This is a genomic window from Caballeronia sp. LZ065 (assembly GCF_031450975.1).
GTDB lineage: Bacteria > Pseudomonadota > Gammaproteobacteria > Burkholderiales > Burkholderiaceae > Caballeronia.
On sequence record NZ_JARUXV010000001.1, the window covers coordinates 850,080 to 866,751 of the forward strand.

A 16,672-nucleotide genomic window follows, 5' to 3' on the forward strand; every position below is an offset into this window, starting at 1 on the left:
GAGGCCTTCATGCTCGAACTCGTGGAAGAGCACCGCTGTTTCGACGGCGTGCAGCGCATCTACAAGCACGACGCCCGAAGCATCGGCCTGCCGATGCGCTTCTCGGTCTTCCTGCCGCAACAGGCAGCGTCGGGCAAGGTGCCGGCGCTGTTCTATCTCGCCGGCCTGACCTGCACCGAAGAAACCTTTCCGATCAAGGCGGGCGCGCAGCGGTATGCGGCGGAACATGGCATCGCGCTGATCGCGCCGGATACGTCACCGCGCGGCGCCGATATTCCCGGCGAGAAGGACGCGTGGGACTTCGGCGTGGGCGCGGGCTTCTATGTCGATGCGACGCGCGCGCCATGGTCGAAGCACTACCGGATGGACTCGTATGTAACGCAGGAATTGCGCGAGACGGTGCTCGCGGAGTTGCCGGTGCGCGAGGACCGCATCGGCATCTTCGGCCATTCGATGGGCGGGCACGGCGCGCTCGTGCTTGCATTGCGCAATCCGGGGCTGTACCGGTCGGTGTCGGCGTTCGCGCCCATCGCCGCGCCTTCGCAGTGTCCGTGGGGCGTGAAGGCGTTTTCCGGTTATCTCGGCGATGATCGCGAAGCGTGGAAGCAATATGACGCGAGCGAGCTCATCAAGGGCGATGCGGCGGCGCGCTTCGAGGGCGGCATTCTGATCGATCAGGGGCTTGCGGATCAGTTCCTTGCCGAACAGCTCCATCCTGATGTGTTCGAGCGCAATGCACGTGAAGCCGGACACACGGTCGAGGTCCGGCGGCACGAAGGCTACGATCACGGCTACTTCTTCATCTCGACCTTCGTGGGCGAGCATGTCGCGCATCACGCGCGGGTGTTGTGCAAGTGAGTGTGCAGGACGGTGCCGGCGCGAGCGCTCAGTCGCCGCGCCGTCCGATCAGACTCGCGCCATAGACGAGGGCGGCGAGCATGGTGATCCAGAAGCTCGTCGGCCAGTCGGTGTAGTAGGCGAGCGTCAGCCCGAGCCACGCCTGCCCGAGGGCGAACGCAGCGGCGAGCAGCAAGCCCGATGAGAGCCGCGTCGTGACGTTCTGCGCGGCGGCGGCCGGCCCGACCATCAGCGCGAACACCAGCAGCACGCCGACGATCTGCGTACACGCCGCCACCGCCAGCGCGGTGATGGCAAGAAACAGCACCGACACGAGCCGCAGCGACACGCCCTTGGCCTCGGCCAGTTCCGGTTGCAGCGACGCGAACATCAGCGGCCGCATGATGAACGCCAGCGCCGCGAGACTCACCAGCGCGAGACCGAGCAGGACGATCAGCGTGTCATGGCTGACGCCGAGTACGTTGCCGAACAGCAGCGCGGTGGCCTGGGTGGCATAGGCGGTGAAGAAGTGCAGGAACAGCAGGCCGAAGCCCAGCGACAGCGAGAGAATCACGCCGATGGCCACGTCGCGGCCCGAGAGCTTTTCGCCGAGCGCGCCCATGCCGATACCCGCCGCGAGCGTGACGCCGACCATGCCCCAGAGCGGCGGCATGCCGATCAGCACCGCGCCGGTCGCGCCGGTGAAGCCGACGTGCGAGAGCGCGTGGCCTGCGAAGGTTTGCCCGCGCATCACCAGAAAATAGCCGACGATGCCCGCCAGCACCGCGACGATGCCCGACGCCGCGAATGCATTCACCATGAAGTCGTATTCAAACATTGTGCGTGTGGCTTCCTTTCTTGCCCTGAACGCCGGCGTGCTCGTGGTGATGCGCATGGCCATGCCCGTGGTCATGGTCGTGCGCGTGCTCGCCGTCTTCCTCATGGGCGTGATCGAGCTTGTCGATCTCGACATCGCCCGACATCACGAAAATGCGGCCGTTCACCCGCATCACGTCGATCGGCGAACCGTACAGCCGTGACAGCACGGGCTTCGAGATGACCTCGTCGACGGTGCCGAGCGCCGCGCGTCCGCTGCCGAGATAGAGCACGCGGTCGAGCGAGTTCAGCAGCGGATTGAGTTCGTGCGCTGAAAACAGCACCGTGATGTTCAGTTCGCGCTGGACACGCCGCACGAGTTCCACCACGCCGGTCTGATGACGCGGGTCGAGGCTGATGAGCGGTTCGTCGAGCAGCAGCAGACGCGGATTGCCGAGCAGGCACTGCGCGAGCAGCAGGCGCTGCCGTTCGCCGCCCGACAGTTCCGACAGCGGTCGCGACGCCAGCTGCCGCGCGCCGACGAGTTCGAGCACGCGTTCAACTTCGGCACGCACGCGCGCATCGCGATGCGGCAGGCCCCAGCGATGTCCGTCCGCGGCCATCGCCACAAAGTCGCGGCCCAGCACGCGGCGATTCGCGAGACCGCTGCGGATCTGCGGCATATAGCCGATCGACGCGTTGCCGCGCACCACGGCCTCGCCGTTGACGCGGATCGCGCCGCTCTTCAGTGGCACGAGGCCGAGCAGCGCGCGCATCAAGGTGGTCTTGCCCGCGCCGTTCGGTCCGAGCACGCCGATGAACTCGCCGTTGTGGACCGTGAAGCTCGCGTCGTTCAGGATCTCGCGACCGCCGAGCTCCAGTGTGACGCGTTCGACTTCGAGCGCGGGTCGTGACGCATTCATTGTTGCCATCCTTGCAGCGCGCCCGCGAGTGCGTCGAGCTGCGCTTGCATCCATTGCTGATAGGTCTTCTTCGCGGGCAGCGTTTCCGTCACGCTGATGCTCGGCACATGCGCGTCCTTCGCGACGCCCAGCAGGCGCTTGGTCAGCGCGCCGGTGGCCTGGCTGTTGTAGATCAGCACGTGCACACGGCGCTCGCGCAAGTCCTTCTCGAACGCGGCGATGTCGGCGGGACTCGGCTCGGTTTCGTTCATCGACGCCATCTGGAAGCGCAGGTTGCGCATCTCGAAGCCGATGGCATCGGCCATGTAGCCGAACACCGGTTCCGTGGCCGTCACGGGCACGCCCCTGTAGTGCGCCTTCAGTTGCGCGACGCTGGCGTCGATGGGCTTGAGCGAGTCGAGGAAGGTGGCGAGACGGGCATCGTAATCGCTCTTGTGCGACGGGTCGGCGCTCACGAGATAGGCGCTCACCGCGCGCGCGACGACGGGCATGGTCGCCGGGTCATACCAGAGGTGCGGGTTGTCGCCCGCTTTCTTGCCGACCAGCTGCGCCGCGACGATCACCGTGCGCTTGTCGTTGCTCTTCGATGCTGCAAGCAGCTTGTCCATCCACGGATCGTAGTCCGCGCCGTTGTACACGACGAGCGACGCGTGCTGCAACGCGCGCGCGGTTTTCGGGCTGGCCTCGAACAGATGCGGGTCTTCGTCCGGGTTGCTGAGGATGCTCGTCACCTGCACGTGATCGCCGCCGAGCTGGCGGATCACGTCGCCGTAGAAGTTTTCGGCCGCGACCACCGGCACGCGCGCGGCCTGCGCCGAAGCGGCATTGCAAAAGCCGAGCGCGAGCGCGAAGCAGGTCAGGACGTGCGCGAATTTCATCGATTTCCTCGTGAGTGGCGGTCAGTGCCGGGTTGAGTGTCGTGTCTGGCGGGCGCGTCAGGCGCCGTGCGGGCGATGCTGCGCCCGATGCTTCTTCTGGCAGTCGGCGCACAGGCCGCTCAGCTCGACGACCTGGTGATGCACCTTGAAGCCATGCGCGGGCGGACTCGCCGACAGCGACGACGCGAGTTCGCGGCCCTGGATCTCGAGCGTCGCGCCGCATTCGTCGCAGATCAGAAACTGGCTTTCGTGCGGCTTGCCCGCGTCGCAGCACGCGACGAACGCATTCTTCGATTCGATGCGATGCACGAAACCGTTGTCGACCAGGAATTCGAGCGCCCGGTACACGGTCGTGGGCGGCACGCGCGAGCCGCGCTGGGGCTGCATGGCGTCGATGAGGTCGTAGGCGCCGATCGGCTTGTGCGCCTGAAGGACGAGTTCGTACACGTGGCGACGCAGCGGCGTCAGCGCTACGCCGCGCTCGGTGGCCAGCACCTCGGCACGCGCGAGCTTGGTTTCGACGGAATCGGTCATGACATTCGGGCCACGCGGAGCGCGAGCCAGGCAAGGGGTGAATGCGGGGGCGGACCAGCCGCTCGCGATGCAATCCGGCGATGATATAACGTATCACGAGAAGATGCACGCGGGGTCCGATGGACACCGTTCACGCCGCTTCCTCGCGCTCAAGGTTTCGACAGATGCCCGGCGAGTGCGTCGTGCATGATGGCGTAGATGAGCGGGTCGTTCGTCACGCGGATGCGCCCCACATGCACGACTTTCCCCGCGATGGTCGTCACGCCGCGAACGAACTGGCAATCGTCATAGCAGGTCAGGGTGCCGTTGCTCGCGCCATCCTGGTAGCGGACGGACGGCGTCTTGCCGGTCCGGTTGCCCAGATACCAGACGAGCACGCGCCGCTCGGCTGCGCCTTCGCTGGCAGGCGTCCGGGCGTATTCGAACGCGTCGCCCTGGCGGCCGATGTAGTAGTGAGCCTGCGCGGCGGCGTCCGCGCTTCGGGCATCCGCGCTCAGCAGGACGAGCGCAGCCGCCAGCCAGTGAAGCATCAATCGGGGTGCGCGCACCGCGTTCTCCTGAAGCATGAGTCAGGCGCTCGAAGCGGCGCGCTGCGTTGTGCCGGACTTTCCGGATAGCGCGGCGGCATCGAGGTCGATGTCTTGCGCGGCCGCGAACTCGGCCATCGAACGCCATTCGGATGCGCCATTCGGCACGCCGAACGTCAGATCGCCGGCTTGCGGCACGTCGTCGGGGCGGGGCGGCGCAGTGAAGCTGCGCTTGCGCCGGGCAACCGCCACCAGCGTTCTCGCTCCCGACGGCGACACACGGAAGACCCGGATCCACGCGGGACGCTCGCCGAGTGCGGTGAGATCGCTTGCTTCCTCGTCGGCGGGCGCAGCAACACGCGCCCAGCCGATGACGACGATCTGCGTCGTGCGGCCGGTCCGGTCAAGCCGTTCCTGACGCTGCACGCGCCCGCCCAGCAGCTGGAAACGCGCGACCGGAATGTGCGAATGAGCAGGAAAGTATTCGGCAATGACCCAGTTGCCGCCGGAGGAGACGATCGGCACGTCCCTGCGGCGCTCGTAGCGATAGATGTCCGTCAGCCGATGCAGCACGGCTTGCGGAACGTGCGCGCGCGGGAACGAATAGCGTGCGGGCTTGAAGTCGTCGGTTTCGGATTTGACCGAATTGTGCGGGTTCATGTCGAGCTTCAGGCGCACGGGCTGAAGCTGGATCGACAGCAGCGCGCCGTCTGCGACCCGCGCGACGTAGGGCGGATCGGAGGATTCGATCCATCGGCCCGGCGCGGTGGCATGCAGCGGCGTCGACAGGCTCAGGAAGACACCGACGGCGATGGCACCGAAACTCGATAGCAGCGATTTCATGATCTGGTCAGGCAAGTGGGGCGAGCGGGCATGGCTCGACGCGGTAGTGGGAAAACGTCATTGGGATTCGGGGCAGCGGTTTCGCATCGCGTGCTTGATTTCCTCGATACCGCCGTCGCCCGCGCGGCAGAACCACGCCTGGGCGGCGCAGTAGTCGATGGGCGTGCCCATGCCGCGGGCATGCATGAAGCCGACGAGCAACGCCGCCTCCGGATCGCCGTCGCGCGCCAGCTGCGAGAGTGAGCGGAAAGCGTGCTGCACTTCGCCCTGGCCGGATTCGTTCAGGAACGCCCGGGTGCTCTCGATGAACGGCGAGGGCGTGGGCGATGCCTGCGGCGCGTCCGATCCATAGGGAAGTCGCGCGTCGATGGCGCTTCTGACGTCCGGCCAGGTCGCGACGGCGCGCAGAAACTTGCCTTCCGATGCGCAGGGAGCCGCTGCCTGCGAAAGCGCCGCGTTCGCGGTCCATGTCACGAGGAGACACAGGCCGCACAGGATCGCGTGCCGCATCATGCGCATGGACGCACCAGCAGTTGCCGATGGGTCGCGCGGGCGGCGGGCAGGCACGCGGTCAGCGCCTGCCTCAGGTTGTGCGCGATGATGCCCTTGGTGTGTGCGAACGCGGCCGGCGCGTGATCCGACAGCCGCCGGGCCCAATGCAGGGCCATGGACATCAGTTCGTGCTCACGCACTGCAAAGTTGATCAGACTGTGTTCGAGCGCGGTGATGGCGCCGAACTCCTTGCAGCCATAGACCATTTCCGACACCACGCCATGGGGCACGAACTGCCGCAACATGGCCGCGCCGACGGCACAGCTCACGCCCTGCGCGAGTTCGGGTTCGGAGAAGCGCGCGCCGTAGGCCGCGATGCGAATGTCACACAGCAGCGCGAGTTGCAGACCTTGCCCTTTCACCTGACCGTCGATGGCGGCGATCACCGGTTTCGGAAACTTCAGCACGGCGTGATACAGCGCCATGATGCTGTCGAGCCAGGCATCGACGTCCGCTTCGCTGTTCAGATTCGACACTTCCTGCCCATCTCCGCCGCCGCAAAATGCGCCGCCGGAGGGACCGGAGAGGATCAACGCGGCCACTTCCGGGTCCGTGGCCGCTGCTTCCAGCGTTCCGACAATGCGCTGCCGCGCTGCCGTATCGAGAACATTGGCCGGTGTCGCGCCGTGCAGCGTCAACTGCACGACGCCTGAACGCGAGTGATCCAGCGGAATCAGGCGTTGCGTCATGCCGATTGTTTCCATGCATCCTCTGAACATGTGAGCCGGGAAGCGCCACGCACTCAGGCGTGACGCACTTGAGCGTACGAATCAGCCCAGACCGATATCGCGCACCGGGCCGGATGCGCCCGTCTCCGCCGTTTGCCCGCGCCAGAGCACGCGTTCGATGGCGGGGTCGTTGAATTCCTCGCGCTCGTGAATGCTGCGGCGATTGTCGGTAATCAGCAGGTCGCCCCGGCGCCAGTGGTGCGTATAGGTGTAGCGCGGGTGCTTGAAGCATTGCGAAAGCTCGGTGAAGAACTTCTTCGTCTCGTAGGGCGTGAAGCCGACGATGCGCGGTTCCCAACTGGCGGGCTGCCCTTCGTCGAACGGGAAGTAGAGCAGCATCTTCCTGACCCAGCCGAGATCCGTGAAGACCGGCACCTTGAACCAGCCTTCCGGCGAGACGTCCACGTAATAGCCGCGCTCCGTCACCCGCACTTCGAAGCTTTCTTCCTCCAGCACGTTGCGCAGATGGAGCGGCAGTTCCTCGCACGCGAGCACGTGGTCGGTGACGAGCGTGGCGCCGCGAAACTTGATGTTCTCGATGCGGGCGCCGTACAGGAACACGAGGTCCACCTGACTCAGCAGCAGGCCGCCGTCTGCATGAAACGGCAGTTGACCGCGGCCCGTGACGATCTTGCGTCGATCGCCGTCGAGTTCCAGCGTGTCCCGATAGCCATAGCCGACCTTTTCCCGCTCGTTCACATACGCGACGATGTTGCCGTAACGCGCATACAGGTTCAGGAAGTCCTGCCGTTCGAAGTCGAGATCGCGGACGAGCACGAAGCCCTTTTCCATCAGGATCGACTTGATGTCTTCCGGGTCGGCCGCAATGAAGGCCTCGCGGTTGAGGATCGCTCCGAAACCGGACGCCAGCACCGATTCCCTTTCGTAAAGCCGTACGCGTGTATCCATTCAATGCTCCATGCTGATGACAAACAACGGGATGTTTTTTCAGGCCGGCGCGGCAGGGAATCCGGCGCTAGGTGGTGTAGTGACTGTTCAGTTCGACATAGGCCGGCGACAGGTCGCAGCCCCATGCCTCGGCGCGGCCGTGTCCGGCCGCCAGGTCGACGCGGATATCGATGTGTTCTGCCGCCGCCATCGTGCCGCGCAACGCGGCGAGCGCAGCTTCGTCGACAACGGCGGGATATACGCACGTGCCGCAGATCGATATGCGGGTGCGCTGCGGATCGATTGGGTACTTGCGGTCGCACTTGCCGATGGCCATCGCGACGCGGCCCCAGTTCGGATCCGCGCCGTGGATGGCCGTCTTGACGAGCGGCGAATTGGCGATGGACTTCGCGACGGCACGCGCGACGGCATCCGACTCGGCATGCTCGACGATCGTCGTGAACACCTTGGTCACGCCTTCGCCGTCGCGCAGCACGAGCATGGCCAGGTGCGAGGCGACGTCCAGCAACGCGTCGGCGAATGCGTTCGTCTCGACCGGTCCCGCAAGCCCGCTCGACAAGGCGACGCAACTGTCGCTCGTGGAGGTGTCGGAGTCGATCGTGATGCAGTTGAACGTGCGGTCCGCCACCTGGGTCAGCATGGACTGGAGGGCAGGCTGAGCGATGCGCGCGTCGGTAAAGAAGTAGACGAGCAGCGTGGCCATGTCCGGCTCGATCATGCCGACGCCCTTCGCGACGCCCACCAGCACGCTCTTGCCCACACGCATCGCGACGGCCTTGCGCGTGGTGTCCGTGGTCATGATTGCTTCGGCGAAGGACAGGAAGTCGGCCGGCCGCGCCAGGCGTTCCCGCGTCTGCGCAAGACACGCGGCGATGCGCTCGACAGGCAGCCGCTGGCCGATCACGCCGGTCGCCGCCGTCTGGATCTCATCGGGCGCGATGGCAAGCTCGTGCGACAGCGTCTCCAGCAAACGCTCAAGATCCGCCTCGCCCTGGGCGCCGGTGGCAACGTTCGCGTTCTTCGAAATGACCAGCAACGCGCGGGCGCTGCCTTTCGCCAGTTGCGCGCGGGACGCCCGCACGGCCGCGCCGGCAAAATGACTGCGCGTATAGACGCCGGCCACGGCACAGGGCGTCTCGGCATGCACCACGGCGATGTCCCGCGTGTGATTCCGTATGCCGGCGCTTGCAACGAAGGTCGCGAAGCCTTGCGGAACCGGTGAGCGGGCATCCAGCGGGCGCGACAGGAAGGCGCTGTGTTTCATTGCGTGGCTCATGGCTTGGCGGCCTCGACGTGTTCGTCGCCCAGCACGCGGGCAAAATGCGCATGAGGACTGCGCGCGGCGAAGGCGGCGCGATGCACGCGCTTGGACGTTTCGGCCGATTGCACCAGCACGCCGCGCATGCCGGCGACGATGGTGGCCTTGGTCGCGCGATAGGGCACCTGCGGATAGCTCGCGAGTGTCTCCGCGCGGGCGATGGCGTCCTTCAGCAACGCATCGGGCCGGGAGAGACGATTGACGATCCGGTAGCCCGCGGCCTGTTCGGCGGGAATCGGCTCGCAGGCGAAGACGATGTCCTGCATGGCCAAATGGCCGATGGCATGCCGCAGGATGGCGACGCCCATCGAGCAGCCGATGCCATGACGCAGTTCGGGCATGCGGAACTCCGCCGTGGTCGCGGCCTGACGCCAGTCGAACATCAGCGCGAACTGAAAGCCCATGCCGATGGCATAGCCGTCGATGGCCGCCACCGTGGGTTTCTCGACGTTCAGCACGCTCAGGTACAGATCCGTGACGCGATCGATCCAGTCGTCGACGTCCGCGCCGCCCTTGAGCAGGCGGACTTCATTGAAGTCGCCGCCAGCGCTGAACGAGCGATCCTGGCCGCCGGTCACGACCACCGCGCCGACCTTCGGATCGCGGTCGGCGCGGGCGAGCGCGGCCTTGATGCTGTCTTCGAGTTCCGCGCTGAACGGGTTGTTGCGATTGGCGTGCCGCAACGTGATGACACGGATGCTGCCTTCGTCTGCTTCGGAAACTGCTGCCATGCTGGGTCCTCCTTCGCTTCCTTGAGCGTCCTTGAGTGTCCTTGAGCTTCCTGGAAATGACTCACGTCACGGCGCATGCCTCACAGCGCGTCTTCTCCGCTGAGTAAGGCGCGATAGCGGCGATAGGTGTAGCGGGTCTTGCCGACGTAGTCGCCGGTCTCGACGCCAATATGGGACGCATAGATCTGATTGACCGACGAGCCCTCGTGAATGCCGACCTTCTTGCGCCACACGATTTCGTCCGGCAGCAGCGCGTGCTCGGCGGCGCACTCGCGCAACATCACCTTGACTTCGTCGGCCGTGACTTTCATGTCCGGCGCGAGGTTCAGTGCGAACGCGACGAGCCGCGGCGTCCAGAACGGGTGATGCAGGTCAAGCCCATAGCGATTCGCCCCGAACGGCGAGAACTCGCCGGTCCAGCGCGTGCGATAAATCTGCCGCCAGAGTTCGGGGTTCGCGTCGGCCGGCGCGCTGCCGGGCTTCAGGACGCCGCCGAACAACAGGTCGGAACCATAGCCGGTGATGACGCGTCCGCCGATGCCCTCGATCGATCGATAGAGGCACAACAGACTTGCCTGGATTTCGGCGGACAGGCCGTCGAAGATCTCGTTGAAGTAGATGGCCTCGTGCGCACCGCGCAGGATCTCTTCGTCCGTGAAGGTTTGCTCGCTGTGCGTGGTCCGGACGTGACGCGAGACGGTGCGGGCGAAAGGAAATTCGTTGCTCGTCCCGGTGCCGATTGCCAAGGTTCTGACGTCGTCCCGGTGGCGCGCCGCGATGGCCGTGACCATGCTCGAATCGAGCCCGCCGGACAAGGGAATGGAGAGCGGACCGGGACAGCGCGACAGCGACCGGATGGCGTCCGACAGCAGGGCATGGGTCATGTCGCGCGCCTGTTCGCGGCGCAGGCGTTGCGGCGCGGCCAGCCGATGGCCCAGATAACTGATGGAATGGATGGTGGGATGCTCGCGGCCGTCGGACCCGAACGAATACGCCGAACCCGGACGCAGGCGTGCGCCGTTGCGCAACGGCAGGAAGGTGTCTGCCCGGTTGTCATGGGCGAGCACGTCGTCCTCGGGGAGGAAATCCAGTTCATCGCGTGCGCAACGGGCGACGTTCTTGAGTTCCGAAGTCAGCCAGAACGCGCTGCGCCCGCTCACTGCATGCACCGGTTGCAAGCCATGGGCGTCTGTTTTCACCGCCAGCGTGCCGCGCGAGCCGAAGGTCAGGAAGTTGAACGGCCCTTCGACCATGGCGAAGATGGCGTCTCCATACACCTTGTGCAGGATGTGCAGGACTTCGGCTTCATTCGCGGTCAGCGCCTCGGTCGTGGTCAGGGCGGCGAGTGCACGCAGTTCGTCGATGTTCGTGACGGTTCCGATCAGCACATGAGTCTGATGGCGTTCGACATGCGAGAGCGCCGCAAAGGACGCTGTTCGCCATGTCTTCAGCCAGAGTTGCCAGCCTGCAATCTCGAAGCATTCACCTTCGCTTTGCAGATTCGCCAGCGAAGGTGGAGGCTTGCGCCCTGAGTGAGGTACCGCGATGAATGAGAAAGTCATGAACGGTCGCTAAGAAAGGGGTTCGTGATGTCCGCCGGGACTGCTTGAACATCGATGGAAAAGTGCTGCGCTGGGAATCAGGTTTGAGCGCCGCGTCCATAAAAATTAGATCACGAGCCAATCCTTGTTTCTCGTTATGTATTCGTAAAGTTTTGTTTTTCGACAAAGAACCGCATGTCATGAATGGCAATTAACCTGCTTCGTCGGAGTTTTTTTAAAAATTCAATTGCTTTCATGCAGTTGATGATGCGGACGACTGTAATTTGTCAGTTATAAATTCTTGACCAGGAAAATCGATAACGAGAAACCGGCGCTGTGAAAGTCATAGCTGCCGTCCGTGAAATTGACGTAGTAGAGCGTGCCCGGGATCTCCGCGGCGGTGGCGCTCCAGAAATTCGCGCCCTCGCCGACATCCGAGGCGGCGACGGCGGGGAACACCCTGGCGTCGATCTTTGGACCGCTGCAGGTTCTGCGTCTCAGGCTGCCCAGTTCTTCGGCCGTCGGCAGGCGCCAGCCGGGTCCGGTTCGTTTGGCGGCCTTTTTCGCTTCGTCATGACTCAGGCCCAACGGATTTCCCGTGCAGCGCCCGCTGCGCTGATTCCATTCCATCCCCACGGCGCACCGTTTCCAGACCAGCCGTTTTGCAGGATCCGTCGCTTCACCTGCGCTGATCGACCACGAAGTGTCGATTGTCTGAATGCAGGATGCAGGAGTCAAACTCGAATGAAACGCCAGTGACAGCGTTGTGAACACATATCCCGTGCTTCGTTTCATGCTTTCGGATAATCTCATTGTCTTTTTGATTGAAAATACGGCTATTGATTAACTGACTAACTTGATTGTTTGCTTTGGTTTGATAACAGGCTGCCAAGAGAGAGCTAATCTGCTTGACTGAATTTAAGGCCGGCTCGAGCAAGCCAGCCTAAGCGACTGAGAGGTGATTCTGAAAGCGAACAAGCGTCACAAATCTACAAGGCTTGCGGCTGGACCAAAACGCGCTCGCGTGCGGCTGGTAATCGGTGCGTACAGGAACGTGAGTTGCTTTGCTCGCGCCTTTGTCAGATGGGGATTTCCCGAGCAAGAAGGCCAATTGCGCGACGCAGCATCGAAACCTGTGCCGATGCCTTGACACGATCCCGCTCAGCGCCGATCATTCGATCAAACTAAGAGCAATTGCTCACTCAAGGAGCGTTCGCTCACCCGCGTGAGTGAAGCGGAAGAAATCGGAGACATCGGTGAGACTGAGAGACAAGGTCGCGATTATCACGGGCGCCGGCGGTGGCATCGGCGAAGCGGTAGCGCGACGCTATCTGGAAGAAGGCGCGCAGGTCGTCGTCGTCGACGTGCGGGACGAGAGCGAACTCACCGGGCGCTTCACGGACCATGCCACGCGCGTGCTCGCGCTCAAGGCGGATGTCACGCGCCGCGAGGACATCGCGCGCATCGTCGAACGCACGGTGGAGCGCTTCGGCGGCATCGACATTCTCTTCAATAACGCGGCGCAGTTCGACATGCGCCCGCTGCTCGACGAATCCTGGGACATCTACGACCGCCTCTTCGCGGTCAACGTCAAGGGCATGTTCTTCCTGATGCAGGCCGTGGCCCAGCGCATGGTCGAACAGGGCCGGGGCGGCAAGATCATCAACATGTCATCGCAGGCCGGACGGCGCGGCGAGGCGCTCGTGTCGCATTACTGCGCGACCAAGGCGGCGGTGATCAGCTATACGCAATCGGCGGCGCTCGCGCTCGCAAAAGAGCGCATCAATGTGAACGGCATCGCGCCGGGCGTCGTCGATACCCCGATGTGGAAGGACGTCGACGCGCTGTTCGCGCGCTACGAAAACCGGCCGATCGGCGAGAAGAAGCGGCTCGTCGGCGAAGAAGTGCCGCTCGGGCGCATGGGCCTACCCGCCGACCTGACGGGCGCGGCGCTGTTCCTGGCCTCGGCGGATGCGGATTACATCACGGCGCAGACGCTCAACGTCGATGGCGGCAACTGGATGAGTTGACGCGGCGCGGCGCGCTGCATGCGGCTTGAAGCGCAGGAAGCACCGTCTATAGTGAAACGGCGTCACAGTGGACACGAAGTGCGGCACAGGCAACGGAACACCCGATAGAGCACGCAACGGCAAACGCGCGATTCCGGTCGCGCACCTTCACAAGCAGTCAGCGGCAACCACGGCGCCCGCGGTCATATCAGCGAGACCCTCCACGGCGTCCGTGCCAACAAAAAGGAGACGAACCTCATGAAACGCACTCAACGCATCGTTCGAGCCCAACCGCGCGCGCGCCGCGCACCGTTCGCAAGCGGGGCGCTGTCGGCGGCGCTGGCCGCGGCCGCGCTCGTGCCGCTGTCGGCGCATGCCGCGACCATCACCATCGCGACGCTGAACAATCCGGACATCATCGAGTTAAAGAAGCTCTCGCCGGCGTTCGAGAAAGCCAATCCCGACATCAAGCTGAACTGGGTGATCCTCGAGGAAAACGTGCTGCGCCAGCGCGCCACGACCGACATCACGACCAACAGCGGCCAGTTCGACGTGGTGACCATCGGCACCTACGAGGCACCGCAATGGGGCAAGCGCGGCTGGCTCTCGCCGATGACCAACCTGCCCGCGAACTACGATCTCGACGACGTCGTGAAGACGGCCCGCGACGGCCTCTCCTACAACGGCACGCTGTTCGCGCTGCCGTTCTACGTCGAAAGCTCGATGACGTACTACCGCAAGGACCTGTTCCAGGCCGCCGGCCTCAAGATGCCGGACCAGCCGACCTACGACCAGATCAAGCAGTTCGCCGACAAGCTCACCGACAAGTCGAAGGGCCAGTATGGCATCTGCCTGCGCGGCAAGGCGGGCTGGGGCGAAAACATGGCCTTCGTGTCGACGGTGGTGAACACCTACGGCGGCGAGTGGTTCAACGAGAAGTGGCAAGCGCAGCTCGACACGCCGGAATGGAAGAAGGCGGTCGGTTTCTACGCGGACCTGCTGAAGACCGACGGTCCTCCGGGAGCCAGCTCGAACGGCTTCAACGAGAACCTCACGCTGATGTCGTCGGGCAAGTGCGCGATGTGGATCGATGCCACCGTCGCCGCCGGCATGCTCTACAACAAGGCGCAGTCGCAGGTGTCGGACAAGATTGGCTTCGCGGCCGCGCCGATCGCCGTCACGCCGAAGGGTTCGCACTGGCTGTGGTCGTGGTCGCTCGCCATTCCGAAGACCTCGAAGCAGCAGGACGCCGCGAAGAAGTTCGCCGCGTGGGCGACCTCGAAGGAATACATCGAGATGGTCGGCAAGGATGAAGGCTGGGCCTCGGTGCCGCCGGGAACGCGCAAGTCCACCTACGCACGGCCCGAGTACAAGCAGGCCGCGCCGTTCGGCGACTTCGTGCTGAAGGCGATCGAATCCGCGGATCCGAACGACGCGACGCTGCACAAGGTGCCGTACACCGGCATCCAGTTCGTCGGCATTCCGGAGTTCCAGTCGTTCGGCACGGTGGTCGGCCAGTCGATTGCAGGCGTGGTCGCGGGCCAGACGAGCGTCGATGCCGCGCTGAAGGCCGGCAACGCCGCCGCCGATCGCGCGGTGAAGCAAGCCGGGTATCAGAAGTAAGGCAAGCGGCATGCGCTAACAAGCTTCATCCATCGCGGTACACGGACCGTCCCGCCACGGGGCGGTCCGTCAGCTTCATCATCGAGAGGTGACACGATGAGTCAACTGAATCCCCCCATCACCGATCATCATCTGGAGGAGTCCGCCGCCGAGCGCGACAAGCGGCGCGCGAAGTCGGTGCGCTGGCTGATCTCGCCGTCCACCGGACTGCTGTTCCTCTGGATGGCGATCCCGCTCGCGATGACGATCTGGTTTTCGTTCTCGCGCTACAACCTGCTGAATCCCGACGTCAAAGGTTTCGCCGGTCTCGACAACTTCGAGTTTCTGGTCACCGATCCGGCGTTCGGCCCGTCCATCGGTCACACACTCACGCTGATCATCGCGACGCTCGCCATCACCGTGGTCGGCGGCGTGCTGCTCGCGGTGTTGTTCGACCGCAAGTTCTGGGGGCAGGGCATTGCGCGGCTGCTGGTGATCGCGCCGTTCTTCGTGATGCCGACCGTCTCCGCGCTGATCTGGAAGAACATGATCCTGCATCCGGTGTACGGCCTGATCGCGGGACTGATGCGCTCGCTGGGGATGCAGCCCATCGACTGGTTCGCCGAATATCCGCTCTTCGCCGTGATCGTGATCGTCTCGTGGCAATGGCTGCCGTTCGCGTTCCTGATCCTCTTCACGGCGATCCAGTCGCTCGATCAGGAGCAGAAAGAAGCGGCGCGCATCGACGGCGCTGGACCGTTCGCGATGTTCTTCTTCATCACGCTGCCGCACCTGAAACGGGCGATTGCCGTCGTCGTGATGATGGAAACCATCTTCCTGCTGTCGATCTTCGCGGAAATCTACACGACCACGGGCGGCGGCCCCGGCACCGCGACGACCAACCTGTCTTACCTGATCTACGCACTCGGCCTGCAACAGTTCGACGTCGGCCTGGCATCGGCGGGCGGCATCCTCGCGGTCATCCTCGCCAACATCGTTGCGTTCTTCCTCGTGAGAATGCTCGCGAAGAACCTCAAGGGGGAGTACGAGTCATGAGCACACAAGTCCGCACCCAAGCCGTGAGCGGCGCGCCGCGCACGTCCGCGCTGGAGCATGTGAAGAACATCGTGCCCGGCATCGTCGCGTGGATCGCGTCGATCCTGCTGTTCTTCCCGATCTTCTGGATGACGATCACGGCGTTCAAGACCGAACAACAGGCGTATTCGTCGTCGCTGTTCTTCACGCCGACGCTGGAAAGCTTCAGGGAAGTGTTCGCGCGCAGCAATTATTTCGGCTTCGCGTGGAACTCGATCCTGATCTCGGTCGGCGTCACGGTGATCTGCCTGCTGCTCGCCGTGCCCTGCGCCTACGCGATGGCCTTCTTCCCGACCCGGAAGACCCAGAAAGTGCTGCTGTGGATGCTGTCGACCAAGATGATGCCGTCGGTCGGCGTGCTCGTGCCCATCTATCTGCTGTGGAAGAACACGGGCCTGCTCGACACGGTGTCCGGCCTGATCATCGTCTACACGCTGATCAACCTGCCGATCGCCGTCTGGATGGCCTACACGTACTTCAACGAAGTGCCGAAGGACATTCTCGAAGCCGGCCGCATCGACGGCGCGTCGACCTGGCAGGAAATCGTCTACCTGCTGATGCCGATGTCGCTGCCCGGTCTGGCCTCGACGGGCCTGCTGCTCATCATCCTGTCGTGGAACGAGGCGTTCTGGAGCATCAACCTGTCGAGCTCGAACGCGGCGCCGCTCACGGTGTTCATCGCGTCGTATTCGAGTCCGGAAGGACTGTTCTGGGCCAAGCTCTCGGCGGCTTCGCTGCTGGCGGTCGCGCCGATCCTGATCGTCGGCTGGCTCTCGCAGAAGCAACTAGTGCGCGGTCTCACGTTTGGCGCGGTGAAGTGAGGGCGCGC

18 protein-coding genes are annotated in these 16,672 nt (G+C 64.1%); 5 read left to right on the forward strand and 13 right to left on the reverse strand.

Going from position 1 to position 16,672, the window contains the following annotated elements; translation table 11 throughout:
* Positions 1–9 precede the first annotated feature (9 nt).
* The gene (fghA, locus tag QCE63_RS03950; protein WP_309830729.1) at positions 10–858 is read left to right on the forward strand and encodes an S-formylglutathione hydrolase; all 849 of its coding nucleotides are present in this window, start codon (positions 10–12) and stop codon (positions 856–858) included.
* 28 nt (positions 859–886) lie between these two features.
* On the opposite strand, the gene QCE63_RS03955 is transcribed toward fghA, so the two are convergent.
* From QCE63_RS03955 to QCE63_RS04015, 13 genes are all read right to left on the reverse strand, one after another.
* Entirely contained in the window at positions 887–1,675 is a 789-nt protein-coding gene (locus QCE63_RS03955) for a metal ABC transporter permease (protein WP_309830731.1), read from the reverse strand.
* Positions 1,668–2,576 (reverse strand): ATP-binding cassette domain-containing protein, encoded by a 909-nt coding sequence (locus tag QCE63_RS03960; protein WP_309830734.1) that lies wholly within the window; start codon positions 2,574–2,576, stop codon positions 1,668–1,670. Before QCE63_RS03960 ends, QCE63_RS03955 begins: the two co-directional genes overlap by 8 nt.
* A complete protein-coding gene (locus QCE63_RS03965; RefSeq protein WP_309830737.1) occupies positions 2,573–3,454 on the reverse strand; it encodes a metal ABC transporter solute-binding protein in 882 nt (293 codons plus the stop codon). The genes QCE63_RS03960 and QCE63_RS03965 overlap by 4 nt, the downstream gene beginning before the upstream one ends.
* 57 nt (positions 3,455–3,511) lie before the next feature.
* Positions 3,512–3,988, reverse strand: coding sequence for a Fur family transcriptional regulator (locus tag QCE63_RS03970; protein ID WP_309830739.1), 477 nt, complete (start codon positions 3,986–3,988; stop codon positions 3,512–3,514).
* Positions 3,989–4,137: 149 nt separating this feature from the next.
* Entirely contained in the window at positions 4,138–4,536 is a 399-nt protein-coding gene (locus QCE63_RS03975) for a hypothetical protein (protein ID WP_309830742.1), read from the reverse strand.
* A 21-nt stretch (positions 4,537–4,557) separates the two neighbouring features.
* Positions 4,558–5,358 carry a hypothetical protein gene (locus tag QCE63_RS03980; protein WP_309830743.1) on the reverse strand — a complete coding sequence of 267 codons (801 nt, stop codon included), beginning with the start codon at positions 5,356–5,358 and terminating at the stop codon, positions 4,558–4,560.
* Between the two features lie 57 nt (positions 5,359–5,415).
* A complete protein-coding gene (locus QCE63_RS03985; protein ID WP_309830745.1) occupies positions 5,416–5,877 on the reverse strand; it encodes a hypothetical protein in 462 nt (153 codons plus the stop codon).
* Positions 5,868–6,599: an enoyl-CoA hydratase-related protein gene (locus tag QCE63_RS03990; protein WP_309830747.1), complete on the reverse strand. Its 732-nt coding sequence runs from the start codon at positions 6,597–6,599 to the stop codon at positions 5,868–5,870. Before QCE63_RS03990 ends, QCE63_RS03985 begins: the two co-directional genes overlap by 10 nt.
* Before the next feature lie 81 nt (positions 6,600–6,680).
* Positions 6,681–7,547, reverse strand: a complete 867-nt coding sequence (locus tag QCE63_RS03995) for a TauD/TfdA family dioxygenase (protein WP_309830748.1) — start codon at positions 7,545–7,547, stop codon at positions 6,681–6,683.
* Between the two features lie 67 nt (positions 7,548–7,614).
* On the reverse strand, positions 7,615–8,811 hold the full coding sequence (gene argJ, locus QCE63_RS04000; RefSeq protein ID WP_309830750.1) for a bifunctional glutamate N-acetyltransferase/amino-acid acetyltransferase ArgJ: 1,197 nt from the start codon (positions 8,809–8,811) through the stop codon (positions 7,615–7,617).
* 8 nt (positions 8,812–8,819) lie between these two features.
* On the reverse strand, positions 8,820–9,596 hold the full coding sequence (locus tag QCE63_RS04005) for an enoyl-CoA hydratase/isomerase family protein (RefSeq protein WP_309830753.1): 777 nt from the start codon (positions 9,594–9,596) through the stop codon (positions 8,820–8,822).
* Positions 9,597–9,676: 80 nt separating this feature from the next.
* On the reverse strand, positions 9,677–11,158 hold the full coding sequence (locus QCE63_RS04010; protein ID WP_309830755.1) for an asparagine synthetase B family protein: 1,482 nt from the start codon (positions 11,156–11,158) through the stop codon (positions 9,677–9,679).
* A 270-nt stretch (positions 11,159–11,428) separates the two neighbouring features.
* Positions 11,429–11,932 (reverse strand): DUF1566 domain-containing protein, encoded by a 504-nt coding sequence (locus QCE63_RS04015; RefSeq protein ID WP_309830757.1) that lies wholly within the window; start codon positions 11,930–11,932, stop codon positions 11,429–11,431.
* Between the two features lie 461 nt (positions 11,933–12,393).
* Between QCE63_RS04015 and QCE63_RS04020 the strand changes: the two genes are divergently transcribed.
* The 4 genes from QCE63_RS04020 (at position 12,394) to QCE63_RS04035 (ending at position 16,664) form a co-directional block, all read left to right on the forward strand.
* Entirely contained in the window at positions 12,394–13,167 is a 774-nt protein-coding gene (locus QCE63_RS04020) for an L-iditol 2-dehydrogenase (RefSeq protein ID WP_309830759.1), read from the forward strand.
* Between the two features lie 237 nt (positions 13,168–13,404).
* Positions 13,405–14,769 (forward strand): sugar ABC transporter substrate-binding protein, encoded by a 1,365-nt coding sequence (locus QCE63_RS04025; RefSeq protein WP_309830761.1) that lies wholly within the window; start codon positions 13,405–13,407, stop codon positions 14,767–14,769.
* A gap of 96 nt (positions 14,770–14,865) precedes the next feature.
* Positions 14,866–15,804, forward strand: coding sequence for a sugar ABC transporter permease (locus QCE63_RS04030; protein ID WP_309830763.1), 939 nt, complete (start codon positions 14,866–14,868; stop codon positions 15,802–15,804).
* Positions 15,801–16,664, forward strand: coding sequence for a carbohydrate ABC transporter permease (locus QCE63_RS04035; protein ID WP_309830765.1), 864 nt, complete (start codon positions 15,801–15,803; stop codon positions 16,662–16,664). Before QCE63_RS04030 ends, QCE63_RS04035 begins: the two co-directional genes overlap by 4 nt.
* Positions 16,665–16,672 lie beyond the last annotated feature (8 nt).

What these genes read in the sequence shown, in the direction of transcription:
- QCE63_RS03970 (WP_309830739.1), bottom strand. Translation starts at nt 3,988, where the DNA reads ATGACCGATTCCGTCGAAACCAAGCTCGCGCGTGCCGAGGTGCTGGCC.
- QCE63_RS04035 (WP_309830765.1), top strand. Translation starts at nt 15,801, where the DNA reads ATGAGCACACAAGTCCGCACCCAAGCCGTGAGCGGCGCGCCGCGCACG.
- QCE63_RS03955 (WP_309830731.1), bottom strand. Translation starts at nt 1,675, where the DNA reads ATGTTTGAATACGACTTCATGGTGAATGCATTCGCGGCGTCGGGCATC.
- QCE63_RS04005 (WP_309830753.1), bottom strand. Translation starts at nt 9,596, where the DNA reads ATGGCAGCAGTTTCCGAAGCAGACGAAGGCAGCATCCGTGTCATCACG.
- QCE63_RS04030 (WP_309830763.1), top strand. Translation starts at nt 14,866, where the DNA reads ATGAGTCAACTGAATCCCCCCATCACCGATCATCATCTGGAGGAGTCC.
- argJ (WP_309830750.1), bottom strand. Translation starts at nt 8,811, where the DNA reads ATGAAACACAGCGCCTTCCTGTCGCGCCCGCTGGATGCCCGCTCACCG.
- QCE63_RS04025 (WP_309830761.1), top strand. Translation starts at nt 13,405, where the DNA reads ATGAAACGCACTCAACGCATCGTTCGAGCCCAACCGCGCGCGCGCCGC.
- QCE63_RS03995 (WP_309830748.1), bottom strand. Translation starts at nt 7,547, where the DNA reads ATGGATACACGCGTACGGCTTTACGAAAGGGAATCGGTGCTGGCGTCC.
- QCE63_RS03990 (WP_309830747.1), bottom strand. Translation starts at nt 6,599, where the DNA reads ATGACGCAACGCCTGATTCCGCTGGATCACTCGCGTTCAGGCGTCGTG.
- QCE63_RS04015 (WP_309830757.1), bottom strand. Translation starts at nt 11,932, where the DNA reads ATGAAACGAAGCACGGGATATGTGTTCACAACGCTGTCACTGGCGTTT.
- QCE63_RS03965 (WP_309830737.1), bottom strand. Translation starts at nt 3,454, where the DNA reads ATGAAATTCGCGCACGTCCTGACCTGCTTCGCGCTCGCGCTCGGCTTT.
- QCE63_RS03960 (WP_309830734.1), bottom strand. Translation starts at nt 2,576, where the DNA reads ATGAATGCGTCACGACCCGCGCTCGAAGTCGAACGCGTCACACTGGAG.
- QCE63_RS04010 (WP_309830755.1), bottom strand. Translation starts at nt 11,158, where the DNA reads ATGACTTTCTCATTCATCGCGGTACCTCACTCAGGGCGCAAGCCTCCA.
- QCE63_RS03985 (WP_309830745.1), bottom strand. Translation starts at nt 5,877, where the DNA reads ATGCGCATGATGCGGCACGCGATCCTGTGCGGCCTGTGTCTCCTCGTG.
- fghA (WP_309830729.1), top strand. Translation starts at nt 10, where the DNA reads ATGCTCGAACTCGTGGAAGAGCACCGCTGTTTCGACGGCGTGCAGCGC.
- QCE63_RS03980 (WP_309830743.1), bottom strand. Translation starts at nt 5,358, where the DNA reads ATGAAATCGCTGCTATCGAGTTTCGGTGCCATCGCCGTCGGTGTCTTC.